Origin of the sequence: Halomonas sp. PA16-9 (assembly GCF_009728585.1) — a bacterium.
In the GTDB taxonomy this organism is placed as follows: Bacteria; Pseudomonadota; Gammaproteobacteria; order Pseudomonadales; family Halomonadaceae; genus Vreelandella; species Vreelandella titanicae.
Map to the genome: position 1 here is coordinate 3,347,403 of NZ_CP040451.1, position 25,579 is coordinate 3,372,981.

General features: G+C 55.6%; 25 protein-coding genes and 3 pseudogenes. 19 read left to right on the forward strand and 9 right to left on the reverse strand.

The features are described 5' to 3' along the window. Nucleotides 1-172 precede the first annotated feature (172 nt). Both FDY98_RS15625 and FDY98_RS15630 read right to left on the reverse strand, forming a co-directional pair. Nucleotides 173-1,420, reverse strand: a complete 1,248-nt coding sequence (locus FDY98_RS15625) for a class-II fumarase/aspartase family protein (protein WP_340146596.1) — start codon at nt 1,418-1,420, stop codon at nt 173-175. Between the two features lie 198 nt (nt 1,421-1,618). Then, nucleotides 1,619-2,302, reverse strand: coding sequence for a TetR/AcrR family transcriptional regulator (locus FDY98_RS15630; protein ID WP_022521154.1), 684 nt, complete (start codon nt 2,300-2,302; stop codon nt 1,619-1,621). A gap of 168 nt (nt 2,303-2,470) precedes the next feature. Here FDY98_RS15630 and FDY98_RS15635 point away from each other — a divergent pair, with 168 nt between their 5' ends. The 19 genes and pseudogenes from FDY98_RS15635 to FDY98_RS29630 form a co-directional block, all read left to right on the forward strand. After that, the gene (locus FDY98_RS15635) at nt 2,471-3,562 is read left to right on the forward strand and encodes a DctP family TRAP transporter solute-binding subunit (protein WP_022521153.1); all 1,092 of its coding nucleotides are present in this window, start codon (nt 2,471-2,473) and stop codon (nt 3,560-3,562) included. An 88-nt stretch (nt 3,563-3,650) separates the two neighbouring features. Then, the gene (locus tag FDY98_RS15640; protein WP_022521152.1) at nt 3,651-4,148 is read left to right on the forward strand and encodes a TRAP transporter small permease; all 498 of its coding nucleotides are present in this window, start codon (nt 3,651-3,653) and stop codon (nt 4,146-4,148) included. After that, nucleotides 4,145-5,410, forward strand: coding sequence for a TRAP transporter large permease (locus FDY98_RS15645; protein WP_022521151.1), 1,266 nt, complete (start codon nt 4,145-4,147; stop codon nt 5,408-5,410). The genes FDY98_RS15640 and FDY98_RS15645 overlap by 4 nt, the downstream gene beginning before the upstream one ends. A 28-nt stretch (nt 5,411-5,438) precedes the next feature. Next, nucleotides 5,439-7,310: a bifunctional sugar phosphate isomerase/epimerase/4-hydroxyphenylpyruvate dioxygenase family protein gene (locus FDY98_RS15650; RefSeq protein ID WP_022521150.1), complete on the forward strand. Its 1,872-nt coding sequence runs from the start codon at nt 5,439-5,441 to the stop codon at nt 7,308-7,310. After that, nucleotides 7,307-8,185: a shikimate dehydrogenase family protein gene (locus FDY98_RS15655; protein ID WP_022521149.1), complete on the forward strand. Its 879-nt coding sequence runs from the start codon at nt 7,307-7,309 to the stop codon at nt 8,183-8,185. The genes FDY98_RS15650 and FDY98_RS15655 overlap by 4 nt, the downstream gene beginning before the upstream one ends. A 333-nt stretch (nt 8,186-8,518) precedes the next feature. After that, the gene (locus tag FDY98_RS15660; protein WP_158414237.1) at nt 8,519-9,184 is read left to right on the forward strand and encodes a GntR family transcriptional regulator; all 666 of its coding nucleotides are present in this window, start codon (nt 8,519-8,521) and stop codon (nt 9,182-9,184) included. Nucleotides 9,185-9,834: 650 nt separating this feature from the next. Further along, nucleotides 9,835-10,821 (forward strand): TRAP transporter substrate-binding protein, encoded by a 987-nt coding sequence (locus tag FDY98_RS15670; protein ID WP_022521147.1) that lies wholly within the window; start codon nt 9,835-9,837, stop codon nt 10,819-10,821. 4 nt (nt 10,822-10,825) lie between these two features. Next, nucleotides 10,826-11,293, forward strand: a complete 468-nt coding sequence (locus FDY98_RS15675; RefSeq protein ID WP_022521146.1) for a TRAP transporter small permease — start codon at nt 10,826-10,828, stop codon at nt 11,291-11,293. A 28-nt stretch (nt 11,294-11,321) separates the two neighbouring features. Further along, nucleotides 11,322-12,599, forward strand: a complete 1,278-nt coding sequence (locus FDY98_RS15680; RefSeq protein WP_027958702.1) for a TRAP transporter large permease — start codon at nt 11,322-11,324, stop codon at nt 12,597-12,599. Between the two features lie 471 nt (nt 12,600-13,070). Next, complete coding sequence (locus tag FDY98_RS15685) at nt 13,071-13,334, forward strand: hypothetical protein (RefSeq protein ID WP_155705949.1); 264 nt, start codon at nt 13,071-13,073, stop codon at nt 13,332-13,334. Continuing rightward, entirely contained in the window at nt 13,327-14,277 is a 951-nt protein-coding gene (locus FDY98_RS15690) for an NAD-dependent epimerase/dehydratase family protein (protein WP_051430510.1), read from the forward strand. The genes FDY98_RS15685 and FDY98_RS15690 overlap by 8 nt, the downstream gene beginning before the upstream one ends. After that, the gene (locus tag FDY98_RS15695) at nt 14,274-15,014 is read left to right on the forward strand and encodes an SDR family NAD(P)-dependent oxidoreductase (RefSeq protein WP_022521142.1); all 741 of its coding nucleotides are present in this window, start codon (nt 14,274-14,276) and stop codon (nt 15,012-15,014) included. The genes FDY98_RS15690 and FDY98_RS15695 overlap by 4 nt, the downstream gene beginning before the upstream one ends. Further along, nucleotides 15,014-15,802 carry a sugar phosphate isomerase/epimerase family protein gene (locus tag FDY98_RS15700; protein WP_027958704.1) on the forward strand — a complete coding sequence of 263 codons (789 nt, stop codon included), beginning with the start codon at nt 15,014-15,016 and terminating at the stop codon, nt 15,800-15,802. The genes FDY98_RS15695 and FDY98_RS15700 overlap by 1 nt, the downstream gene beginning before the upstream one ends. Nucleotides 15,803-15,876: 74 nt before the next feature. Further along, on the forward strand, nt 15,877-16,119 hold the full coding sequence (locus tag FDY98_RS26280; RefSeq protein ID WP_027958705.1) for a sugar phosphate isomerase/epimerase: 243 nt from the start codon (nt 15,877-15,879) through the stop codon (nt 16,117-16,119). A 4-nt stretch (nt 16,120-16,123) separates the two neighbouring features. Next, a pseudogene (locus tag FDY98_RS28350) lies at nt 16,124-16,177 on the forward strand (hypothetical protein); the annotation flags it as partial. Nucleotides 16,178-16,248: 71 nt separating this feature from the next. Beyond that, nucleotides 16,249-16,458 (forward strand): hypothetical protein, encoded by a 210-nt coding sequence (locus FDY98_RS28355; protein ID WP_027958706.1) that lies wholly within the window; start codon nt 16,249-16,251, stop codon nt 16,456-16,458. Then, a complete protein-coding gene (locus tag FDY98_RS28360; RefSeq protein WP_340146905.1) occupies nt 16,445-16,585 on the forward strand; it encodes a hypothetical protein in 141 nt (46 codons plus the stop codon). Before FDY98_RS28355 ends, FDY98_RS28360 begins: the two co-directional genes overlap by 14 nt. Before the next feature lie 74 nt (nt 16,586-16,659). Continuing rightward, nucleotides 16,660-17,610, forward strand: a complete 951-nt coding sequence (locus FDY98_RS15710) for an AEC family transporter (RefSeq protein WP_027958707.1) — start codon at nt 16,660-16,662, stop codon at nt 17,608-17,610. A gap of 51 nt (nt 17,611-17,661) precedes the next feature. Beyond that, a pseudogene (locus FDY98_RS29630) lies at nt 17,662-18,297 on the forward strand (SDR family NAD(P)-dependent oxidoreductase); the annotation flags it as partial. A gap of 146 nt (nt 18,298-18,443) precedes the next feature. On the opposite strand, the pseudogene hglS reads toward FDY98_RS29630, so the two are convergent. The 7 genes and pseudogenes from hglS to FDY98_RS15750 form a co-directional block, all read right to left on the reverse strand. Beyond that, nucleotides 18,444-19,802: pseudogene (gene hglS, locus FDY98_RS15720) on the reverse strand (2-oxoadipate dioxygenase/decarboxylase HglS). A gap of 47 nt (nt 19,803-19,849) precedes the next feature. Then, nucleotides 19,850-21,346: a tripartite tricarboxylate transporter permease gene (locus FDY98_RS15725; protein WP_022521135.1), complete on the reverse strand. Its 1,497-nt coding sequence runs from the start codon at nt 21,344-21,346 to the stop codon at nt 19,850-19,852. Nucleotides 21,347-21,373: 27 nt separating this feature from the next. After that, nucleotides 21,374-21,880 (reverse strand): tripartite tricarboxylate transporter TctB family protein, encoded by a 507-nt coding sequence (locus FDY98_RS15730; protein WP_022521134.1) that lies wholly within the window; start codon nt 21,878-21,880, stop codon nt 21,374-21,376. A gap of 72 nt (nt 21,881-21,952) precedes the next feature. Continuing rightward, entirely contained in the window at nt 21,953-22,939 is a 987-nt protein-coding gene (locus FDY98_RS15735; RefSeq protein WP_027958710.1) for a Bug family tripartite tricarboxylate transporter substrate binding protein, read from the reverse strand. Between the two features lie 225 nt (nt 22,940-23,164). Further along, a complete protein-coding gene (locus FDY98_RS15740) occupies nt 23,165-24,208 on the reverse strand; it encodes a Gfo/Idh/MocA family protein (RefSeq protein ID WP_027958711.1) in 1,044 nt (347 codons plus the stop codon). 30 nt (nt 24,209-24,238) lie between these two features. Beyond that, entirely contained in the window at nt 24,239-24,688 is a 450-nt protein-coding gene (gene aroQ / locus FDY98_RS15745; protein WP_027958712.1) for a type II 3-dehydroquinate dehydratase, read from the reverse strand. Next, nucleotides 24,685-25,551: a shikimate dehydrogenase family protein gene (locus tag FDY98_RS15750; protein ID WP_027958713.1), complete on the reverse strand. Its 867-nt coding sequence runs from the start codon at nt 25,549-25,551 to the stop codon at nt 24,685-24,687. Before FDY98_RS15750 ends, aroQ begins: the two co-directional genes overlap by 4 nt. Between the last annotated feature and the right edge of the window lie 28 nt (nt 25,552-25,579).

Consider the following 25,579-nt stretch of genomic DNA (forward strand, 5'->3'; position numbering starts at 1 on the left):
CGTATTTGTTAGTGAACTACAGCATATTGTTCGTTGAGCGAACATAGATCCTCTATACGAACAATCTACTGCTGAACATTCATTGGGTCAAACCCAACGGCGTCCACCTCACGGCCTACCGAATCCATCACCCCTTTCACAATCGAACTTAACGCTTTGTTTTTAAATACGCTTATTGGATTTCTAGCCATTTTCTGGCGCGCATGACCTGGGCCGCGCTGCTACCAAGGTATAAAGCGGGGTCGCAGGCATTACGCAGCGCCTCGGGGTCTACGGCCCCTTTCACATCAGGATGATGGGCGAGCACATCAGAATAGGTGCGTGCTTCCCGGCGTGAGGTTTCTGCTGCTTCTGCGCTAACAGCCTTGGCTCTATCCGTGCCTAGCGTAGGCGCCAGTATACGTGCGACGGGCTCCGCCATAATGCCGCCGCCAGTGGCCGACAGATTGCGCCACATGTTGTCGGGGTACACCTCGAGCCCCTCCAGCAGCACGGCCACTTGCTCTAGCGCACCCTCTACCAGCAGAGCGCTTTCCATCAGTGGCGCCCACTCCGCGTGCCACTCCCCCAATCCACGCTCAAGGGGTTGGGCGGCAGCGTTGATCAAAACGCTGGTGTGGCCATGCACTTGCCGCGCCGCGCCGCGAATCAGCGCGCTGCGTACTGGATTACGCTTATGGGGCATGGAGGAGGACTCCCCCATCCCGGGTGCCGAGGGTTCCGCGACTTCGCCGACCTCGGTCTGGGTGAGTAGCGCCACATCCAGGGCGATTTTTTCAGCGGCACCGGCGACCGCGTCTAACCCCGTACCGATGGCATGAATGGGGTAGCGGTCGGTATGCCAAGGCAGCACCGGCACCGCCAAGCCTAACCGCTCGGCCAATGCGTCCATCCACTCAAGCCCAAGGTTATCCCAACCCGAGTGCACGCCCACCGCGCCACCAAACTGAACGGGTAGCTCAACAGCGCTTAAACGGCGGCGCGCCTGCTCCAGGCCAATTGCCCAGTGAGCCACCTTCACCCCAAAAGTAACGGGGAGTGCCTGCTGCATTAACGTTCGACCCACCATGGGCGTATCAGCGTGAGCGTTCATCAACGTGAGCGCCGCTGAACGGCAGCGCACCAACAGTTCATCCAGCGCTGCCAAGCGTGGTTTAAGTAGGAGCATCAGCGCGGAGTCGACGACATCCTGGCTGGTCGCCCCTTGATGCCAGTAACGCTTGATGTCATCGGAAAGCAGCGAGCGGCTCTGCTTTACAAACGGAATCGCCACATTGCCACCGCTGGCGATGCCCGCTGCGATCTCTTCGCTATTGAAAGCCGCATTTTCCAACTGTTCGTGCATTTGCTGGCTAACCCCAGCAGGTACCGCGCCGCTGGTTTCCTGTACCTCGGCCAGGGCTAATTCAAAGGCCAGCATGGCATTCACCATGGCGTCATCGTCACACTCAGCGACGGCGCGCTCTCATAAAAGGATGCTTTAAAAATCCAGCAGGCATGGGCGTTACGCCTCCTATTAACGTTGTTCAGAACCAGCAAAACAGTTCATAAAGGCACGACTTAGAACAGAATTGTACATATGTTCGTCATTCGAACCATACGCTAAATAGGCCGGTACTTACGATTGCGACAGCGTGGCGTCAGTGCCCACGTAGCGCAGCACCATCTCGGTAACGTGATCTTCTAGTTTGCGCTGGTTCTCAGGCGCGGCTTGTTGCCAATCAAAAATCCGCGAAAAGGTGTGCTGGTTTGAGACATTGAAAAACGACAGCGCGCTAATCAGCCAGTGCAGTTCCCGAGGATCCAAGCCTTCACGAAAACAACCCTCTTCTACACCGCGGATATAAACGTTGGTGAGTACATCAATCACCCCGGCATTGAGTGATTGAATCAACTCTGACTGCGCTAAAAAGCGGCCATGATGAATATTTTCGATCATTACCAGGCGAATAAAGTCAGGGTTTTTGGCGTGGTGGCAGAAGGTAAAACGCACCAGTCGGCTAAGCGCCTCGAGCGGGGCCAGGTGGTCAAGATCCAGCTCGGCCTCCTGCAGGCGCACTTTCTGGTAGGCGGCTTCCAAGGTGTGTAGGTAGAGCGTCTCTTTATCATTAAAGTAGTAGTAAATCATGCGCTTAGAGGCGCGTGTTTTCTCGGCGATCTCATCGATCCGGGCCCCAGAGAGGCCTTTTTCTGAGAATTCGCGGGTAGCCACCGCAAGAATATCGGCGCGTACGGATTCGGGGTCATTTTTACGCCGTCGCCCCGCGGCAGGGGGACTGGCCTTGGTAGAAGGAGCTGTCATAGAGCATGCCTTTTATTGTCGTGGTCGTCTTTGGTCTAGTATGCCATAGCTTGACTGAACGTACCATTTCGTACATTGTTTATTGTGACAGGATGGAACGGCTAAACACGCCACTGCTTTAGGCTTTTCCAGACCTTATAACAACGGCCCGACAAGAGGACAACAACAATGTCTCTGACCCCTATGTTTACAAGCCCTATGTTTACCAACCCCAAGTTTATGGCCCCAAGGTTTACATTGAAGCAACTGCCTTTGAAACGCGCGCTGACGGCGGCCCTCGCGACGGCAACGCTGGTTGCCGCAGCGAATGCTTCTGCCCAAACGCTACGCTTTGCCCACGTCGACCCCGATGACTGGACCACCTCCAAAAAAGGCGCGGCGGGTCAGGTGTTTAAAAATCTGATAGAAGCCGAAACAGATCTCACCGTAGAGCTCTACCCCGCCGGAGCACTAGGTGGCGAAACCGAGCTGATTGAAGGCGCTCAGGATGGCACTATCAGCATTGCGATGGTCTCCGGCGCCTATGCCAACTTCTGCCCGGCGGTCGCTGTCACGGATATCCCGTACACCTTCCCGTCTGCGCCAGTGGCGTGGCAAGTGATGGATGGCGAGTTTGGTACAGCGTTGGCCGAGCACTGCTTGCAGGAAACCGGCCTACGCACGCTGGCTTACGGCGAAACGGGCTTCCGCCACTTCACCAACTCCGTGCGCCCGATCAACTCGCCTGAGGATATGGAAGGCCTGAAGTTCCGCGTTCAAACCATTCCGCTCTACCTGGAAATGGTTAGCGCTTTGGGTGGCGAGCCCCAGGGTATTGCCTGGGGTGAAGTACCCACAGCGCTGGCTACCGGCGTAGTCGATGGCCAGGAGAACCCGATCTCCGTGATCTACGGCAATAATTTCTATGAGTTTCAGGATTATTTGACCCTGGATCGCCACGTTTACGGCGTCGATCACCTGCTGATTAACGATGAGATCTTTCAGTCGCTAAGCGAGGAAGAGCAAGCTGCCGTTAAGCGTGCCGCCGTGGTTGCGGGTACCACCGGCCGTGCCATTCAGCAGTTCAACTCGGCTGAGGGGATCACCAAACTGGAAGCAGAGGGCATGGAGATCACCCAGCCCACCGCTGAGCAGATGGAGGCCTTCCGCGAAGCCGCCCAGCCGCCGGTTCAGGCGTACCTGACCGAAGAGCTTGGCGATGACGCAGAGTGGATTGAGCGCCTTTCTTCCGCTGTGGAAGAGGCGTCCGCGCGCTTCTAACCCCTGCCTAAACAAAGCGCGTTGCGAGTGGGCCTTAGGTGGCCCACTCGCGACCCTGCGTGCCTGACTATCGATCGAAGGTGCTCTTATGTCTCATCTTCTCGCCCGGCTACACCGCGGCCTGATCCTGTTCAATGGCAGCTTGGCAGGGCTTGCCATGGTGCTTATTTTCCTGCTGGTCGCGGGCAATGCCTTTGCGCGCTACACCTATGGCGGCTCCATTACCTGGGGAGAAGATACCGCCATCTATTTGATGATTTACGGCCTAATGTTTGGCATGTCCTGGGCGTACTTGCAGGACAAACATATCGGCTTTGACCTTATTCGTCGTCTACTGCCGCCGCGCTGGGTGCGCTGGCAGGCCGTGGCCGTTGACCTAGTAGTGCTTGTGGTGGGCATTGGCTTGATGTGGTCAGCCGTTGAATTCCTCGCCTCCCGCGGAGGCCGCACCTCATCAAGCACGGGGATGCCGATGTGGCTGTTTCAAGCCTCCATGCTAATTGGCGGCGGGTTGCTCAGCCTCTCTGCACTGGTGATGGCGGGCCTGCGTCTGAGCAATCAACAGGACGAGGAGACATCCGCATGATCTTTATACTGCTTCTAGCCCTTATTCTGCTTGGTGTGCCGTTTGCCTTTGCCATCCTCGGTTCGCTAACGGTGCTGATGAGCACCGGCGATTTGCCCTACCACATCCGTATCGTCTCTCAGCAGTTTTTCGGCGGGATGGAGTCTTTCCCGCTGCTGGCCATACCGCTGTTTATTTTGGCTGGCGAGCTGATGAACGAGGCGGGTATCACCCACCGGATTATTAACCTCGCCACCGCTATCGTCGGCCGTCTTAAAGCCGGACTGGCACACGTGAATATCTGGGCCTCGGTGATTTTTGCTGGCCTTTCCGGCTCGGCGATTGCCGACACCTCCGCGTTAGGGCGGGTGTTCATACCGTCAATGGAAAAAGAGGGCTACCCCCGGGATTTTGCCGCTGCGCTCACAGCTGCCTCTTCGGTCATTGGCCCGATTATTCCACCCAGTATTCCGGTGATTATCTATGCACTGACGGTGTCGGGTGTGTCGGTACCGGGACTGTTTTTGGCTGGTATCGTGCCGGGCTTTTTGCTGGCATTGGGGCTCTCCATCTACGTCTACTTTTTTGCTGGTGACCTTGGCGCCACCCAGTCAAAACAGCAGTCGCGCCGCCACGCCCTTCTCCACGGTCTGCTGCCTGCGCTCATGCCAGTGTTTGTGGTCGGGGCCATTCTTGCCGGTATCGTCACGCCCACCGAGGCGGCAGCCTTTGCCGTGGTCTACGCGCTGATTCTGGGCGTGGTGCTCTACCGCAATATCAAACTGGTGAACCTGCCCGCTATCTTCGCCCGGGCCATGCGCGACAGCGCGGTGATTATGGTGATCATGGGCGCCGTAGCGGCGGCCAACTGGGTGTTAACGTTTGAGCGCGTGCCCAACATGCTCACCGAGTGGGCACTGATGAGTATCGATACCCAGTGGACCTTCCTGATCGCCGTGATTCTGCTCCTGTTGGTGGTGGGTCTGTTTTTAGAGGGTATAGCGGCGATCTTGGTGCTCGTGCCGATCCTCCATCCCATTGCCATGGCGTTGGGTATCGACCCGCTGCACTTCGGCATCGTGGTGATCTTCAATCTGATGATGGGGCTGATCACGCCGCCCATGGGACTCTGCCTTTTTGTCGCAGACTCCGTCTCCGGCGTGGGAATGGGGCCAATTATCCGCCGCATTCTGCCGATGCTGGGCGTGCAGTTTTTGATTCTGCTGCTGATTACTTTCGTCCCCGCACTGGTCACCTTCCTGCCGCGACTGGCGGGTTACTGATGCTATTCAATGTAAGGAGCGTGATGCCATGTACTCATCCATTGCCACGGTTTGCCTAAGCGGCTCCCTGGAAGAGAAGGTAGACGCCATTGCTCAAGCCGGCTTTGAGGGGCTTGAGCTGTTTGAAAATGACCTAACGGCGTTTCCCGGCACGCCGCGGGAAGCGGGTGAGTTGATTCGCGCCCGCGGCCTTAAGCTGGTCACGCTCCAGCCGTTTCGCGATTTCGAAGGGCTGCAGGGGCGCGCACGGGAGCGGGCCTTTGACCGCGCCGAGCACAAATTCGACCTGATGGAGGAGCTGGGTACGGATCTGCTCATGGCGTGCAGTACCGTTCATCCCGACGCACTACCAGGCTTAAGCCGCGCCGCCGATGACTACTATGAGCTGGGCGAGCGTGCCGCGCGGCGTAATCTCCGCGTGGCCTATGAGGCGCTGGCCTGGGGTCGGCATATTCACGACTACCGCGATAGCTGGGAGGTGGTTCGCCGTGCAGCCCACCCCAATGTCGGCCTGGTGTTGGACACCTTCCATATCTTCTCCCGCCAGACCGAGCTGGGCACCATTGGCCGCATTCCGGGGGATCGCATCTTTCTGGTGCAGACCGCCGATGCACCGCGTCTCTCCATGGATCATCTGTCGTGGAGCCGCCACTACCGCTGTTTCCCTGGCCAGGGCGAGCTGCAGATGGATAAATTCATGGCCATGTTGGATGAGACCCGTTACGACGGCCCGCTCTCCCACGAGATCTTTAACGATGTCTTCCGCATGGGCCACAGCGACCAGACGGCCCGGGACGGGCTGCGTTCCTACCACTTGCTACGCAGCATGCAGGGCGACAGTGGCATTCCCGCACCGCAGCCGGTCGAGTCGGTCGCCTTTCTGGAAATTGCCGTTGAGCCTGCGGATTTAGCACCGCTGCGCGAGCTGCTCAGTGCGTTGGGTATGGCCTGCGTGGGGCGCCACCATACGCTTAACGCCGAGCGCTGGGCGGCAGGTGACGTTAATCTGGTGCTTAATGCCGAATCGAGCTTTACCGGCCGCACGCCAGGACGCGATGCCACCGCAGTAACGGCGATTGGCCTGCGCGTGGCAAATGCCTATGAGGCGTTTAAACGTGCAGACAAACTTGGCTACGATATTGTCGAACCTGAAGAAGTGGGCGCCAGCCACCGCATGAGCGCCCTGCGCAATGTGGATGGCAGCCTCTCCTACATTATTGATGACTCGCAGCTAAGCCGCACCTGGGATCGCGAGTTCCCTGTCGATGTGCAGCCGGTTCCTCAGGGGGCGCTGGTGGATATCGACCATATCAGCGTGGCGCTCTCCTACCACGACTACCTCTCGCTGATGCTGCAGTACCGCGCTATTTTCCAGCTGGCGCCAACACCCTCCTTCGATGTCACCGATCCCCGCGGGCTGATCCAAAGCCAAGTGCTGCAGAACTACAACGGCCGCTTTCGCCTGGCGCTTAACGCCAGCGCCTCGCCGGATACCGCCAGCAACCGCTTTGTGCGCCAATACGGCGGCTCGGGGATTCATCATGTCGCCCTGCGCACCAACGCCATGCGCGACACCAGCGCTGCGCTGCAGCAGGCGGGCACGCCGGTACTGCCAATCCCCGGGAATTACTACCGCGACCTGGCCGCGCGCTTCGACCTACCGGCGCAAACCCTGCAATGGATGCAAGCGCACCACATCCTCTTTGATCAGGACAGCGACGGTGACTTCCATCAGCTGTATACCCAACCCGGCCGCCAGGCGTTCTTCTTTGAGCTGGTGCAGCGTGAAGGGTACCAAGGGCTGGGGGCGCCGAACGCCTTTGTACGCGTCACCGCGCAACAGCGTTTGGAAGCGGCTATTAGCAGTCGTCATCAAGACAAGGGGGAGAGCCAAGCATGATCAAACTGGGGCTAGTAGGCGAGGGTATAGCAAAATCACAATCTCCCGATCTCCATGAGCGCTTGGGGGAATCATTGGGAGTGCCGGTGCGCTACGATTTAGTCGACAGCCTGGGGGTGACGGGTTTTGACTTTCCCAGCGCTATCCAAGCACTGCGCAGTGAGGGCTACCGGGGGACCAATGTCACCTTCCCTTTTAAGGAGAGAGCCGCGCAGCTGGCCGATATCCGCGGTGAAGGGGTGCGCCGGGTAGGCACCGCCAACACGCTGCTGTTCGATGAGCGCGGTCTACGCGCTGAAAACACCGATTACACCGGTTTTATCAGCGCCTACCGCCACTCTTTCGGCGACCAACCCGCGGGTGAGGTACTGCTGATTGGCGCCGGTGGCGTTGGGCGTGCGGTAGCGTGCGCGCTGGGAGAACTTGCCGTTAGCCACATCAATATTCTTGAACATGACACTGCCCGGGCAGAGAGCCTCAGCCGTGATCTTAACGCGATGGGCATTAAGGCGACGTGCATCACGCCAGAGCAGGCTCAGCGAGAACTGCCTCATTGGCAGGGCGTGGTCAACTGCTCCCCCATTGGTCACATCAATCACCCCGGCTGCCCCATCGATACCGCTGGGCTGAGTAGCCAGCACTGGGTCTTTGATGCGGTTTACATCCCCGCCCACACCGAGCTGTTAAACGCCGCCCACCAGGCGGACGCCAAAACACTGTCGGGTGTTGACCTGTTTGTGTTCCAGGGCGTGGATGCGTTTCGCTTTTTCACCGCCGATTGCATCGCCTCCGAACAGATCGATCCGCATGTGATACCGCTGCGTACGCATTATATTGAACAGTTGGTCTCCTCTTCTGCTCAATTCGTAACATAAAGCTCGGGCCATGAAGCACGAACAGATGCAAGGGAGCTGCGTTTTCGTTCTTAAAGCACCAACGTCAACCCTTGTCAGAACGACAGGTCTATGAGGAAACTCAACCTAATTCCCCTTTTCAGGTTACATGATAGCTTCAACCAGAGAGTGCTATATAAATCGACATGATCTACTTCAATACGACTTATTTTCAGAGTTGTATTTGGAAAGATAGGCACGTAAGAAATTGAATACTGTATGCTAATGGTAGATTTTTTTTTATAGTGGCGATTTATAGTGGGCTATAAAAGCCGGAAAGAGGGTAACTAGACCAATATGCCCAGCAAGCAAACCATGAACTTAGGACGCATTAAACGTCCGCGAACTCTAGCGATGGAAGTAGCGGATGAACTGAAGGCGGCAATCATCTCCACCAAGATTGGTCTAGGAGAAATACTTTCGGAAGAGCGTGTAGCGACCGAAATGGGTGTTAGCAGAACCCCTGTCCGCGAGGCTTTCTCGATTCTTCAGCACCAGGGGCTGCTTACAGTGCTACCTCGTCGAGGCAGCATTGTCTTCCGTCCAGATGCTAGCGACATTGAGATGCTGGTCGACTTCCGCCGGCAAATGGAACTGGGTGCAGCGAAGCTGGCTATTAACAGTGCGCCCGCCGAAACGTCGTCTGCACTGAACCGTATAATTGAAAGCATGGGCCACGCGCGTAACAACGATGAGTTACTAGCCTACACCGAGGCTGACGACGCCTTTCATGCCACTTTCTTCGAATTCTGCGGTAACCCTTATTATGGACAAGCTTACGAGCTGATCTCGGGGCGTATTAGTGCACTTCGTGCGCACCTTTCCGTGCCGCTGCAGATTTACCGCACGAAGGCTTATGACGAGCATTTAGCCATCGGGAACGCCTTCGAGGAAAGGGACGAGGAAAAGCTTCTGATTGTCTTGGAGCAGCATATCTCAGCAATGACAGAAAACTATGTGAAGGCGCTTGCCTCACTCTAATACCTGCCGAATTGACAGCCATAGACTCGGTGCCCTGTTTCGCATAAGAGTGATATTGCCTATATACGGCATACGTGGCTTTCAATCCTTCCCTCAGCTATTCAAACCAATCGATAACGAGGGCTTGAACTTTGTTTCGCAGAATTCAGGCCTGACATGTCATTGGTCCTGTTTGCTCGCTGAATGCGGCGTTCTCTATCTAAGCTCAACCACCTCGGATTCATACTAGCAATAGCAAAGAGACTAGCTTAGCCCCAAGGAACTGCTAACAGCACCTCACTTACCCGCCATCCTGTTACACAATCCAATATCTTCCAGAGTCACTCAGCGAAACGCCATGGTTTACCAGGGAGCATGACGTTGCGTCTGAGACAGAGGCAGAGGCAGAGGCAGAGGCAGAGGCAGAGGCAGAGGCAGAGGCAGAGGCAGAGGCAGAGGCAGAGGCAGAGGCAGAGGCAGAGGCAATGCTAACCCGTTGAAAAGACTGAATGCAGGCTTTTTTCATTCATTGAGAGCCCGTGCTTACGTCCTGCCATAAGGCAAAGATACTCCTGAGTGATCATTTATCTGCTTGTTGACATACTGTATGTCAGTGAATTAGATTTCTATCAGTGAGGCCGCCAGTAATCTTAAAAACAAAGGAAAACAAAATGTTTAAGAAGCCCCTTACCTTAGCGGTTGCTGTTGCAATAACGCTGGGAACCCAATACGCCACTGCACAAGATACGATCACGCTTCGCGTAGCACACTCTATGCCTACATCTCATAGCTACCAGTCCTGGATTGAGGATTTCGCGGTCGAGCTAGAACGCTTGGCTCCAGGTAAAATTGAGGTCGAAGCTTTCCCGAATGCCCAACTCGGAACCGAGACGGAATACCTTGAAGGTATGCAGTTTGGTGTGATTGAAGGAGCCGTAGTCGGACGCCACGGCCAGATTGATCAGCGACTCGAAGTTCTAAATTTGCCGATGATCTACAGAGATGCCAACCATCTAGATGAGGTCCTACGCAGTGGTAGTGAGGTTCAGCAGACGTTAGATGACATCATGTACGAAAATGGCTTCAAGGTGCTGGGTTGGGGGGAGCTGGGCTTCCGCGACATTACCACTTCTGGAGTACCAATCCGCAAGGCCCAAGACTTGGAGGGGCTCGATATCCGAGTGCCGAATGTCGAGCCATGGCTCATCGCCTTTCGTGAATGGGGCGCAAACCCTACACCGCTCGATTTTTCTGAACTCTACTCGGCACTTCAGCAAGGCGTAGTGGACGCGCAGGAAAACCCACCTGAGGTTATCGTTAACTCACGTTTCGATGAGGTTCAGGACACGCTTTCGCTGACTGAGCATGCCTCGATCCCATCGGAGTTCATTGTGTCTGCCCGCTTTTGGGAAGGCTTAGACTCCGATTTGCAAGAAGCCGTCATGGAAGCAGCGACGATCAGTCGTGATGCTCAGGTGCAAGCTACACGTGAAGCTAACGAAGCGTTGGTGAATGAACTGTCCGACCGTGGTATGACCATCGTTTCAGATGTGGATCGTGAGAGTTTTCGCGTTGGTGCCGAGGCTTCATGGGCAGCCTATGAGGATCGCATTGGCGCCGATCTAATTGAAGCCGTCCGCACCGCTGGCCAGGATTGAAACCATGGAACTGATTAGCCGGATCCTGAAGATCCTGATCGGCCTACTGCTGGCTGCGCTAGTGGCTGTCGTCACGCTGGGCGTTGTCTATCGCTACTTCCTTCAGTCTTCTCTTTATTGGGGGACTGAAGTGCCGAACATCATCCTGGTCTGGCTGGTCTTTCTCGGCAGCGTTGCCGCTTATCACCAGCACTCGCACATCGCTTTCACAGTGGTGAGCGAAATGCTGCCAGGCTGGCTCGGTCGCTGGAACGCGGTGATTGTGCTGATGGTGACGCTAGTCTTCTTCGGCATCATGTTGTGGCAGGGCGTTCTGCTAACACAACAGGGTATGACCTCGTTCACTGAAGCGTTGCGCATCTCTAAAGCATGGGTATATGGCGCTATACCCTTTTCCTCGGCGCTGATCGTGCTCATGGTGCTAGAACGGTTGGGCCCGGCATTAAAGGCTGCGGTCAGACGCGACGCATAATAAAACTAATCCGATAGGAAACTAACAAATGCTGCTGACAATCGCACTCGTCTTTGTCTTGCTGCTGCTCATTGGCGTGCCCATCGGTTTCGGTATGGGGCTTGCGGCTACCATCGCTATTTGGCTGGATGGCAGCTACCCGCTGCTGATCATCGGGCACAAAATGGTGAATGCCATTTCGTCGTTTTCGCTGGTTGCGGTGCCGCTCTTCATTCTTGCAGGAGCATTGGCTGGCGAAACGTCTATTGCGCAGCGTCTAGTGCGTTTCGCCGATGCAGTTGTTGGGCATATTCGTGGTGGCTTGGGACAAGTGAATGTTGCCGCCTCCATGTTCTTTGGCGGTATCTCCGGGTCGGCGGTGGCCGATACCGCGGCGCTCGGCTCACTCATGGTACCGCCAATGGAACGGCAGGGTTACACCCGAGAAGATGCGGGTGCCATTACCATTTGCTCATCCACCATCGGCGTACTGATACCACCCTCAATTCCCATGGTGCTCTACGGTATTACGGTGGGTGAAAGCGTGGGTCAGCTATTTCTCGCGGGGATTGTGCCTGGCTTGTTAGTGGGTCTGATGCTGATGGCGGCGGTCTTCACGATGGCCAAACGCAAAAAGTGGCCACGCCGCGAACGCCGTGCCACCCGCAGGGAGCTTTGGGAGAGCTTTAAAAGTGCCTTTCTTTCGCTGCTGCTTCCGGTCTTCCTGCTCGGTGCCATTGTAAGTGGACTGACGACGGCGACAGAGGCGGGCGTTATCGGCGTGATCTATGCGCTGCTGCTAGGCGGTGTGGTCTATCGTGATCAGACGCTGATACAGATGTGGAAGGTTCTGGTTAACTCTGCGATCAACACGGCCGTGCCACTGTTTATCCTCGCTACCACCTCCGTTACAGCCTGGATTGTTGCTGTGGAGAGATACCCAGACACCTTGGTACGCTTTTTTGACACGGTTGGATATGGCCCCTGGATGATCATCCTATTGATCATTCTCTTTTTGCTGGTGGTTGGGATGTTCATGGATCTTGTCCCGGCACTGGTGCTCTTCGCCCCAATACTGCTGCCTGTGGCAGAGGCGGCAGGCTACGATTCAGTGCACTTCGGCATCATTATGATCATGACGTTAGGGATTGGCCTGGTAACGCCACCCGTGGGCAACTGTATCTATCTAGGCTCGGTGATTGCGCGAGTCGGTGTTGGGCGCCTATCTATTGCCTCGTTGCCTTTCCTGGCCGTCAACATGCTGGCGCTGTGCCTCGTGGCCTTCTGGCCTTGGCTGACGCTGGCACTACCAAAACTATTCTACTGAGTCATCAGCTGCAGTTCCTTAGGCAATGCGGCAGGAGAACCAAATAATGACGGGATTTTTGGGGCAAGGAATACTTGCCAATTGGGGCGGTGTGACCGAGGTAGCAGAGACGGATTACAACGCTTGGCACAGCCTTGAGCACATGCCTGAAAGAATGTCGGTTCCGGGATTCCTTCGTGGTCGACGCTGTATTGCGGTGGAAGGAACGCCGGCTCACCGTCGCTACTTTATGATGTATGAGACTCGCACGCTTGAGACATTAGAGTCTTCGCCTTATCTTGCGCGCCTTAACGACCCAACGCCCTGGACGCAGCGAATTTTATCGGAATACATAGCGCCCTCGCGGACGATTTGCCGTGTCCTTGGCAGTGCAGGGCGTGGTGTCGGGGTTGGATCGCCACTTTTGAGTTTGGAGAAGATAAGCGAGACACGGCAACCGCATTCGCTAACGGCGACTGGATAGATAAGATAATGCACCTTGATGGCATATTGGCAGCTCATGCGCTCGAAGGTGATCCTACCACTGGCCAGCAGCCCACAAAGGAGAAAATCTTCCGCGAATCTCGCGATAAAGACATTACCGTCGCCGTTGCTCTGTTGGTTGAAGGAATGGATCGTGCCTCTGTTGAGGCGGCGATAGTGGCGCTTAAGAATCACCTGGGAGCACTTGCGTCTGACTGCATCACGCTTTACCAAACCCAGCACGTACTGAGCGATGTCGATGCCCATGAGTGATCTTGCCTTCCCTCCACTCCCCTCCGCAGAGGCGCCCAAAGTTCTTGTGACTGGGGCCGCGGGTTTCATCGGCGCTTGGACACTGCGCGCACTACTCTTTGAGGGCTACTGCCCCGTCGTATTTGACTTGAAAGAGGATCGCCGTTTGGTGGCCGCGATCTGTGGCTCGGATGCCGCCAACATGCTCAATTGGCACATAGGCGATATCCGGGACACCGATCAGTTGCAAGCAGCAGCCATGGGGACGGAGCGCATCATTCATCTAGCAGGCATGCTGACTCCCGGCTGCCGTGCTAACCCTCGGCTCGGGGCTGAAGTGAATCTGATCGGCCTGCTTAACGTCTTTGCTGTCGCACAAACACTCAACCAGAAGAGCGTGATCTACATGAGTTCTGCCGGGGTTTACGGCCCTAGCGGGGGCTCAACCCCCCAGCCAACAACGCTGTATGGGGCCTTTAAGTTGGCCGGCGAAATCTGCGCGCAGTCTTTCTGGGATAATGATGGGCTCGCCTCCGTCGGGGTGCGGCCTTATGTGGTTTACGGGCCTGGTCGCGAGATAGGCCTTTCTGCTGGACCAAGCCTTGCTGCACGTGCTGTGGCTGAAGGTCGATCGTTCACGATTCCCTTTACAGGGTTGCTTGACATGATTTATGTCGCAGACGTGGCCACAGCCTTTATGGCCGCACTGAAAGCCGATATTGCGGGCGCGCACGTGGTGAATTTGTTCGGCCAAAGAATCGAGGCCGTCGAGGTGGCGCGCATGCTTGACGAGCAGGCCAGCGAGGATATCTCGGTTACAGCAACGGGGGATCCGATGCCAATTGTGCTTCCGCCACCCGATGACAGTGCAGCCATATTGGTGGACTGGTCGCCCACACCACTTTCTCAAGGGCTGAAACAGACGATCAAATATTACCGAGCGAACGCTGGAGTAGAATCATGACAAGGAAGCTGGAAGGGCAAATCACGATCATTACCGGAGGGGCTCGCGGCATTGGACGTGGGATCGCTAAGCGCCTGGCGGCAGACGGCGCGCAGGTCATTATCTGGGATATCCGGCCCGAGTATTTCGACTCAGTGGCTGCGGGTTTCGAGCCAATTGACACCATGGCCGTCGATGTTGCTGATCCCGAAAGTGTTGCCACTGCCGCTCAAACAGTGCTGACTACGTATGGCGCTCCATCTATTGTTGTAAATAACGCGGGAATTAATGGGCCCGTCGTCCCCGTGACTGATTATGATTTCGAGACATGGCGACGGGTGATACAAGTGAACCTTGATAGCGTGTTCCTGGTTAGCCGCGCCTTCGTACCCGCCATGGTTGAAAAGAGCTACGGACGCATTGTTACCGTCGCCTCCATTGCTGGAAAGGAAGGAGTACCCGGCATCGCTGCCTACGCTTCGGCTAAAGCGGGAGCCATCGGTTTCACGAAGTCGCTCGCGAAAGAGCTAGTGACCAGCGGGGTTACTGTTAATGCTGTGGCCCCGGTAATGGTTGAAACAGAACTATTAGAGCAAATGACGGCAGAGCATATCGCTGCTTCGAAAGCGAAGATCCCGATGCAACGCCTACTCGGTATTGAGGAGCTGGCAGCTGTCGTGGCCTTCGCAGCTAGTCCTGAATGCTCATGTACCACGGGCTTCGTGTTCGATGCATCGGGCGGGCGGGCGACTTACTAATGGCTCATCCCATCGGACTCGCGCATTTGAGTGCAATGGAACTCGAGCCTGCTGCGCTCATCGACTTGGCGGCCGACACTGGGCATGCTTCGGTCGCGCTGCGCCTACATTCAGCGGCGGCCGGCACGCCCGTCTACCCGATGGTTCCTGGCTCTGTCGAGACACTGGCGCTGCGTGATTATGCCCATTCCCGGGGCATAGCTATTAGCGAAATAGAGCTAGTGCCGATCACCCACAACCTTGCGCCGGACACCCTACGACCTCTTCTGCAAGTAGCAAAGGAGCTGGGAGCAACCGGATTGATTGTTACCGGTGATATCGATGATCGAGCGTTGTTGATTGACCGCTTTGCAGCAATCTGCAAAAACGCAGCAGCACACGGGCTGCTTGTCCATCTTGAATTCATGCGCTGGCGTGCTGTTGGCACGCTCTCGGATGCACGTGAGGTGGTAGAGCGCTCCGAGCAGCATAATGCACGAATTCTGGTGGATTTGTTGCATCTTGCCCGCTCAGGCGGAACTGCTGAAGAGTTAGCCACGCTGCCACCGGATTTCGTCAATCTGGTGCAGATTTGCGACGCCACGGCTGAGCTTCAAGGCGATATTATTGCCGAAGCACGTGGCGGTCGACTCATGCCTGGTCAAGGCGCACTACCCATTCAGGACATGCTCTCAGCTCTACGCGGTACATGGAACGCAGCTCTTGAACTACCTGGCATGGGTGAAGGAGACGCTAGGCGTACAGCACTGGCCGAAGCACGGGCACAGGTTGAGAAGCTGTGTAGGTAAAGCACCCACGCTAGTCACCTTCCTGCCACGCCTATTGGGCTACTGATATTACTCAATGCAAGGAGCGTGATGCCATGTACTCATCCATTGCCACGGTTTGCCTAAGCGGCTCGCTCGAAGAGAAGGTAGACGCCATTGCCCAAGCTGGCTTTGAGGGGCTTGAGCTGTTTGAAAACGACCTAACGGCGTTTCCCGGCACGCCGTGGGAGGCGGGGGAGTTGATACGCTCCCGCGGCCTTAAGCTGGTCACGCTGCAGCCGTTTAGCGATTTCGAAGGTCTCCAGGGCCGCGCGGCGACACCTGCGTGTGGCCTATGAGGCGATGGCCTGGGGCCGCCATATTCACGACTACCGCGACAGCCGGGAGGTGGTGCGCCGGGCGGCCCACCCTAATGTCGGCCTGGTGCTGGACACTTTCCATATCTTCTCCCGCCAGACAGAGCTGGGATGCAAGCGCACCACATCCTCTTTGATCAGGACAGCGACGGTGACTTCCATCAGCTGTATACCCAACCCGGCCGTCAAGCGTTCTTCTTTGAGCTGGTGCAGCGTGAAGGGTACCAAGGGCTGGGTGCGCCGAATGCTTTTGTGCGCGTCACCGCGCAGCAGCACTTGGAAGCGGAAATTAACGGCAGCGCTCAAGATGCCGCTGTTTGACCCTGACCGTCTGCGGGCTGAAAACACCGATTGCATCGCCTCTGAACAGATCGATCCGCATGTGACACCGCTGCGTACGCATTATATCGAGCAACTTGTCACGCCTTCTGTTCACTCCATGCCATGAAGCGCAAGAGAAATAGCGTACAATTATTCGTTATTCGAACTTAACCATTTGCCTTCATGCGCTAAGGGGCCGCCATGCTCACTATACTTGGGATTACCACGCCCATATTCCTACTCATTGGCTTAGGCTATATAGCGAGATGGAGCGGTATTATTCAGCGCGATCAGATGCAGGGGGTGGGCGTATTTGTACTTTACTGCGCGCTGCCCGCGCTCGTGATTCGTGCGTTAACCCAGCAGCCTCTGGAAGATATTTTCAAGCTCAACTACCTGGTTGCTTACGGCCTGGGCTCTATCGCCGTGTTTAGTGGGGGGTTGCTGCTCTGCTTAAAACGACAGCGCCAGCCCCTTAACGCCAGTGCCATGCAGGCACTCGGTATGGCTGCGTCCAACAGTGGCTTTGTCGGCTACCCGGTGGCGGCCATGGTCATTGGCTCCCCAGCGGCGGTGCTCTTGGCGCTGAATATGGTCATTGAAAACCTGCTTATTATTCCCGCCGCGCTGATTTTAGCTGAAATGGGCAGCCATCAAGGTTCCAGCGTATGGAAAACGGTCAAACACACAGCGCTTAGCCTAATCAAAAATCCGGTGCTGATTGGTTTACTGGTCGGCATTAGTCTCGCGGTATCCCACGTGCAGATACCTGGCCCGCTGTTTAAAGCCATTGATATGCTAGCCGATGCAGCTGGCCCTGCGGCGCTTTTCGTCATTGGCGGGGCGCTGTTTGGCCTGCAGGTGAAAGGAATGGCCAGGGACGTTGGCCAAATAGTGGCCGGCAAACTCCTCTTTCACCCACTGGCTATATTCATCGCCTTTTATCTTGTCCCAGGTATCGACCCACTTTATATGGCCGGTGCGCTGCTGTTTGCTGCCGCTCCGTTGATCAGCATTTACCCCCTACTCGGCCAGCGCTATGGCTTAGCCGGGGTGAGCGCGGCGGCTCTGCTGGTGGCGACTATAGCCTCCTTCTTTACGCTTAGCCTAATAATTTGGTTGATGACGATGTCGGGACTGATGACGTTTTAACGTTTGGGTTTATACAAAAACAAAGATTGATGACCGCCAAGGATAACAAAAATGCATTCACACTCTGATCAAAGCAGAACATCTCAGCATCACTGCGCCGTGGTGACCGGCGGGGCTAGAAACATCGGCCAAGCCATTGCCCTGCGTCTCCAGCAGGAGGGTTACCAGGTTATCGTGGTAGATATTGTTGAGCCGGAAGCAGCGTCTTTGCAAGCTGATGCCGTCCTGGTCGACCTTGCCGATGCCGATGCCTCTCGCCGGGTGATGGCGAAAATAGCCGAGCGCCATACGGTGACCCGGTTGATCAATAACGTAGGCATTGTCGCCCCCGCGCTGCTTGAAGAGACGCGGCTTGAAGACTTCGACACATTAATGCACCTGAACGTCCGCTCGGCGCTGATATGCACACAGGCACTGCTGCCTTCCATGAAAGCAGCCGGTATGGGGCGCATCGTCATCAATGCCAGCCGCGTGGTGCTCGGCAAAGAGGCGCGCACCATTTACAGCGCCACGAAAGGAGCGCTGCAGTCTATGGCGAGAACCTGGGCGTTGGAGCTGGCGGAACACGGCATCACGGTTAACTGCGTTTGCCCCAGGGCCCTTGCTACCAGTGCCTTTTGGGAGAATAATCCTCCCGATTCTGAGCGCGCCCGTCGCATCATCGATAATATTCCGTTAAAGCGTATGGGTCAGCCCGAAGACGTAGCCCAGGCCGTCAGCTTCTTTTGCGACGACCGAAGCGGCTTTGACCGGCCAAACGCTGTTTGTTTGCGGCGGTGTTACGGTCGGATAGGCCAACCAAGGGCAGCGCGCTCAGCGCAGGCTACTCCCCCTTATGCGCCGCCCAGCTCGGCAAGTGCCTGGGCCAGCGAGTTGGCTTGGCGACGCTCATACAGCGCAATTTCATCCGTCACGGGCGGTGCCCAGGGCCTGCTCAAACGTCTGCTGGCTGGAGTGGCTGCTGTACTCATCGCGCGTCCCATCGCCCAGGTTAGACTGGAAGATGCCCGCCGCACTCACCGGCAGAAAATCTTCGTAGATCATGGGCGTTGCCACCAGCGCACCCGTTGCTAAAAGCCGTTCGATGTTATCGCTAGTGGCGTCCTCTGCCGTGTAGCCCGGCACTGCACGGTATGGAAAAATGCCAGCTCTTGGCGGCGCAGCGCGTCTTGATCATCAGGAAACTCAGCAAACGCTTGGGCTAAATGAGCTTGATGGTCAGCATTAGAAACGGCTGGATCGCCCTGACGTGAAGCAGCCAGCAACTGGTCGTAAAGCATTCGCCCTTTACGGGTCAAGGCAACCCCGCGCTGCTCGATTTCACCAAAGCGCGCCGTATGCTGGCCTTCTGCCTCATCCGCAAAGTAGATGGACTCCTCCAGTGCTTTAAAACTGGTTTGCCGTAATAGAATCGGGCAGTGGCGCCTAGGCGGCCCTTCAATAATCGCCTTCGGGGTAATACCTTTTGTCGGCATGCGCTGCTGCACCGCGTCTATGTCCAGGGTACGCGGGGTCAAGTGGTTGATATGCGGCCCGCGGAAGCAAACCACATCCGCGATCAAGCGATGCTCTTGGTGTAGCGCTTGATAGGTCGCTAAATCGACGGTGGCATCACGGTGCCAGCGGAAGGTTTCCAACGCCTCAACCACAAAGGTTTCGGCCTCGGCTTCGTTGAGCCCACCCTGAGCCTCAAAGCGTTCGATCAGGGCGACGGCCTGCGGGGTGACGATCTCTCGCGACGCTATAATCGCCGCCGCCCGTTCGCGCAGCTCGGCATCCGCAATGAGCTCAAGCCGGAGTAACGACGTGAACAAACGGAAAGGGTTTAACTTCAGCGCTTCATCGTCGATGGGACGAAACGCCGTTGCATGAACAGGCACGCCAGCGACTGAAAGGTCATAGTAACCCACCGGAAACATGCCCATAACGGCAAACATGCGGCGCAACAGCGCCAATTCTTCGGGGCTGCCCACTCGGATGGCGCCATGTCGCTCAACGTGCAACCGCTCCATCTCACCGTTTGCAGTGAGCGTGTCCGCTAGCCTGACATCGCGCTCAATGACCTCTCGATTAACATCCGCCACCAGCGAGAGCAGCGTGCCGTACTGGGGTACCTCTTGCTGATACATATCGGACATCGCTTGGGAAAAGCGGTCACGGATACGATCGGCACTATAAAAGTGGTCACTCATTGACTTGTTCTCTTGTCACATTCAAATGTTTGTAAAGCCTTAGCGGTTTAGGAGGTCTTAGACGTTATAGGACGCTTCCTGCGCGCCTCCCAAAAGCGATAAAACGCCAAGCCAATCGAGCCCACTGTCAGGGCAATAAAGAACCAAGTAATCGGGCCACGTACAAAAATTGATAGGTCATTGGAGCCGATTAAAAGAGAGCGGCGCAGGTTATCTTCAAACATCGGACCCAGGATAAAACCAATCAGAAACGGAGCTGCGGGTATCGCCGCCCGATTGAAGATATATCCCAGCACACCGAAGGCCAACATCAACCCAACATCGAAGGTATCGTTATTGACCGCATAGGCGCCGTATACGCAAAACATCAGGACGATGGGAAACAGAATCGGCTTTGGAATATCAGCAATTAATGAGAAGTACTTAATTGCCACATTACCCACCACCAGCAAAATAACGGAGCTGAGCATGATGCCCATAAACAGCGCATAAATCAGTGATAGGTTCTCTTGGAACATCAGCGGGCCAGGCGTCAAACCATGCACCATAAAGGCGCCGAGTATAATCGCGGTAATCACATCACCAGGAATACCTAACGAGAGCAGAGGGATCATGGTAGCGCCCGCGACGCCATTATTGCCCGCCTCCGCGGCCGCAACACCCTCGACTTCACCTTTACCGAAATTAGCCTTATTAGGCGAGCGCCTGCGCGCATCGCTGTAAGAAATAAACGCCGCCGCGGTGGCGCCAGTACCCGGTATCGCGCCGATGATGACCCCAATTAAACTGCCCCGTACGATGCTCGACATGCAGCGCTTCAGTTCGGAAAACGCCAAGCCAGCACCACTGGCCTTAGCCTTAATATGCGGCACCGCTTTTTTGCGATAAAACTCAATAATCTCCGGTATGGCGAATAGACCAATCAACAAGGGAATAAAGGAGATGCTATCCATTAAGTTGTAGCTGCCAAAGGTCAACCGCTGAGAGCCAAAGACATCGTCAAGCCCTACCATGGAAAGCAGAATGCCCAGCAAAGCCGCCATTAAGCCCTTAATCATCGAGCCACTGGCCAAGGAAATAATAATGGTCAGCGAGAAGCAGATCAGCCAGAAAAATTCTGGGGCGCCGAAATTAAGCGCGATCTTAGCCAGATAAGCGGCAAAGAAGATAAGCGCGATGTTGGAGATAAAATCGGCGATAACCGAAGAGTATAGCGCCGCCTTGAGGGCTTTCTTCGCATGCCCCTGCTGGGCCATGGGATAGCCGTCAAGCAGCGTACAGGCAGAAGCAGGAGAGCCTGGCGTGCGTATCAAGATCGCCGTAATCGAACCACCGTACATCCCCCCTTTGTAAATCCCCACCAGCAGCAAGATGGCGGCAATCGGCTGCATTGAGAAGGTGAAGGGTAGCGCTAATGCCACCGCCATTGTCGCGGTTAATCCTGGGATCGAACCCACCACCACACCGATGACAACCCCCACGGCGATCGCCAGGAAGTTCTCCAGGGTAAAGAATAGGTGTATGACTTCCGAAAAATTTTCCATAGCTCACCCAGTACGAGAATCAGTCAATCAGAGCCAAAACGGCATTATCGGAAGCGGTACATTCATCACTTCAACAAATAAGAATGTCACGACGATGGGAAACAGGAAGGCCAAGCTATACACCCACCATGTGCGCACAGGGTGGGCCACAAACAAGACGAGCGTTGCAAGGATGCCACAGAACACCGCGCCCATCGTTTCAAACAGGGCAACGTAGATCACTAACGCAACGACCATCATAAAGAAACGCCGCGGCGAGCCCTTTTCAATCGCTCGCTCATCTTCCTCGCGAGCACCTGTTACCAGTAAGCCTTGGAGGATGAGCAGAATGGAAAACAGCAAAATCAACCAACCCACGATCGTAGGCAGCCAGCGGGGCGACATCATCGGGTTTTGCAGAATGGGCGGCTCATTGATGTAGTTGGGTACCAGGTAAAAGACCAGCACAAGGGCAAATCCCAGCAGGACAACGCCTGCTATTACATCGCCGATGTCCTTTATCTTCACCCTGCGATGGGAATCCGATGTCGTCATCGCTGCCTTCTCCTAACAAATAAGAGAGGCGAGGACATAGCCCTCGCCTTAGCTTATTGGGGGTTACTGAACTTATTGACTGATACCAGCCTGCTCGGCAACCTCTTCCCAGCGCTGCAGGTCATCGGCGATAAACTGTTTGAACTCATCACCGGCCACTTGGCCCGGCTCAGCACCCAGCTGTTCGGCGAAATCCAGAAACTCTTCGCGCTCCATGACATTGGCTAGCGCTTCTCGCATTGTGCTCTGGGCCTCTTCAGGGAAGGAGCTGTGTGCAATCAGGCCGAACCAGGCAGTCGTGATGAACTGGTCGAGGTTATATTCACCGATTTCTGACAACGTCGGGACATCAGGAAGGTACTCGGAACGCTCGGCAGAGGTAACCGCCAGCGCGCGTAGATCACCTGAACGTATGTGCGAGAGCACCGCTGGCATGTTCTCAAACGAAACATCCACATCGCCGCTCAGCAACGCAGGAAGCGCCGCGCCGCTACCCGCAAAAGGCACTGCCGTCATATTCGTTTCGGTCAGCGTTTTGAATAACTCACCCGACATATGAATGGAGCTACCTACGCCGCTGTGGCTGAAGGTCATGTTGTCTTCTTTCGCAGCTTCGATAAACTCAATGACATTCTCATAGGGGCTGTCTGCGGGTACCACCATGACATTGGGGATATCGATCATATTTTGTAGAAAGACGAAATCTTCAACGGGGTCATAGGCCAGGTCTGGGTAAATCGCGGCACCAATCGTGTGCCCTGGGGATGCCATCAGGATGGTGTGGTCAGCATCACGGCCACCGCGGGCGAGCCGACCGGTGCCTACAGTGGAGCCCGCGCCTGGGCGATTTTCTACAATGACATTGGCATCAAGTTCTTGCTGGAGGAGATCAGCAACGCGACGCGACAAGACATCGGTAGTGCCACCCGGCGCATAAGGAACGACCAGGCGAATATCGCTAGTCGGCCACTCATTGGCGCTAGCGGAGGAAACAGTGAGACCGAGAGCCAAGGCGCTGCTGCAAACGGCGAAACAGGTTGCGGCAAAGATTTTTTTCATTTTAACTTCCTATTATTGCTTTGTTTTTATGTTCGCATTTCGTACATCTATTCGCGCTACATACAGCAAGATTACTCTTTTACTTTAGTCATAAAAAACACGACTTTAGTATAAATATCTAAAACTAAAGAATATTTAACTTAATAGGTTTAACAATAGACAGTATTCTAACTATCAGAAATGTTAACTCTTGTTGTGGAACGACAACTTATTTTGATAACTCGCCTAGAGTGCTATACACCGGCCTGTGGCAGCCGCATCGTAAATCGCCTCAACGACTCTTAGGTTTTGCAAACCATCGTGCACGCTGACCAAGGGCGTTGCTTCGCCGCGGATAACGGCGACAAAATGAGCAAGTTGGCAAGCCAAAGGGTCATCGCGGCGAACATCGAGTGTCAGCTCATCAAACGGTTCCCACCATGAAGCAACTTGCTCCTCACAGTAGCGTTTGATGCGCAGCGTCGGTACCGACAATGACCCCTGAGTACCGGCCACCAGATAACACTCCTCATCGGGGTAATGCGCGTAGACAGGATCCTCACCGCTAGACTGCTCCCAGCTACGCGGCGTGGCCGCCGTATCGCTCAGTAAAAATGTGCCCAGCGCGCCGTTAGCAAACTGAAAGTTAATGGCCGCGGTATCTTCCACGGTGAACTGGCGCGTGGCCTGGGAGGTCATCGCCTGCACATGGGTGATATCGCCCAACAGTGAGCGCAGATTACCAATCTCATGGATTAGGTTGATCAACACAGGCCCACCTCCCGGCTCCCTGCGCCATGCAGCCTCGTCAAAATAGCTATCCGGCTTATAAAAAAGCGCGCTTCCCTGAATAGCGACCGGCTGCCCAATCACCCCTTCGGCAATGATGGCACGCGCTTTGGCTAAAATGGGGCTATGGGCCCGGTGATGACCGACTAAAAGAGGGACTGAGGAAGTGCTTGCCGCGTTCAACAGCCGCTCGCCTTCCGCCACGCTATGCGCCACGGGCTTTTCAATTAGCGCAGGCACACCTGCTTCTATGCACAGCAGGGCTTGTTCCACATGTAGCGCGTTGGGGGTTGCCAAAATCACCCCGTCTACTGTTTGCCGGGCAAAAAGCGTGGGTAGATCCTGGTGGTGCTCAACGGCCAACGTATTGGCAAGGGTTTGCGTTGCAGCCCCTGGGCCAACAATGGCGGTTAGCGCTACCTGGGCACTCTCCTGGATCAAGCCGATATGGCGACGACCGATAACACCCGCCCCCACCAAGGCTAGTCGAAGTCTGGTCATGACAACCTTCTCAACTATTAATGGATCACCCTAGGAGATGCTCGCCGCTTTCATGATCGCATCCAGCGCGGCCTGATAACCCTGTGTGCCCAGCCCGGCAATGACGCCATCGGCACGCAGCGATACATAGGAGTGGTGACGGAAGCTTTCGCGCTTGTGTACATTAGAGATATGCACTTCGATGACCTTACCCTCAAAGGCGTTAAGCGCATCCAGAATCGCTACTGACGTGTGGGTATAGGCAGCGGGATTGATAATAATTGCCTGGGTACCATCAAGCCGTGCCGCATGAATAGCATCAATCAGCGCGCCTTCGTGGTTGCTCTGCAGGCAGTTAAGCTCCCAGTCAGCCATGACGGCTTTTTCACGTAGCGCGTTATTGACGTCTTCAAGGGTCTCATAGCCATAAATTTCCGGCTGGCGGGTACCGAGCAGATTCAAATTAGGTCCGTGCAGCACTAATACTTTACCTTGGCTCATTCGTCAGTTTCCTTGAGTAGTTCGCGACGGTAGTGGGCAAATAGCGTGGTTGACTGCTGGTCAGCCGCCTCGCGTTTAGCTTCATCTTCACAGAACAGCTTAAAGGCGTCGACGCCCTGATACACAAACAGGCTAACCCCGCTAACCACCGCAGCGCCCGCTTGCTTTGCCGCGGAAATAAATTCAGTGACGGCGGGCACGTACACCGCATCAAAAATCCAGTGGTGCGCCTGCACCAGCTCTGCAGGCAGCGGGCAGCCGGGGCTTTTTTCGTGCCCAATCGGTGTACAGTTTACTAGCCCATCGCAGTGGGGCACGGTATCAGCCAGCTGCGCGGCGGTAATGGTCGATGCAGTGAAACCGTGTTGCTGTAGCTCCTTGGCCAGCTGGCGCGACTTGGCGTCATCCAGATCCATCAGGATTACCTCGCTTGCACCCAGTTGCCCCAGGCCAAAAGCAACGGCTTTGCCGACGCCGCCGGTGCCCATCAACAGTACGCGGCCCGGTTTGCGCTCACCTAAGGTGGCACGAAAGCCACTCATAAAGCCGGTAAAGTCTGTGTTCTCCGCGATGATTTCGCCGTTTTCAAACACCAATGTATTGGCAGCGCCGACCATTTTTGCGCCCGTGGATAGACGGGAGGCCAGCCCAACGGCGGCCTCTTTCCAGGGAAATGTCACATTAACTCCGCGATAGCCTGCGGCGATGACTTTATCTACCTGTTTTGCCAGTGACTTAATCGGTTGCTCGTTGGCATCAAACAGGTCGTAAGTAGTAGGTATGCCGGTGAGCTGCCCCAGCCGAACATGCAAGTCCGGTGAACTGGAGTTCATAATCGCTTTACCGATTAGGCCAAGTTTCATTGCTATCCTCCCGAGCAGTGCCGCTTTG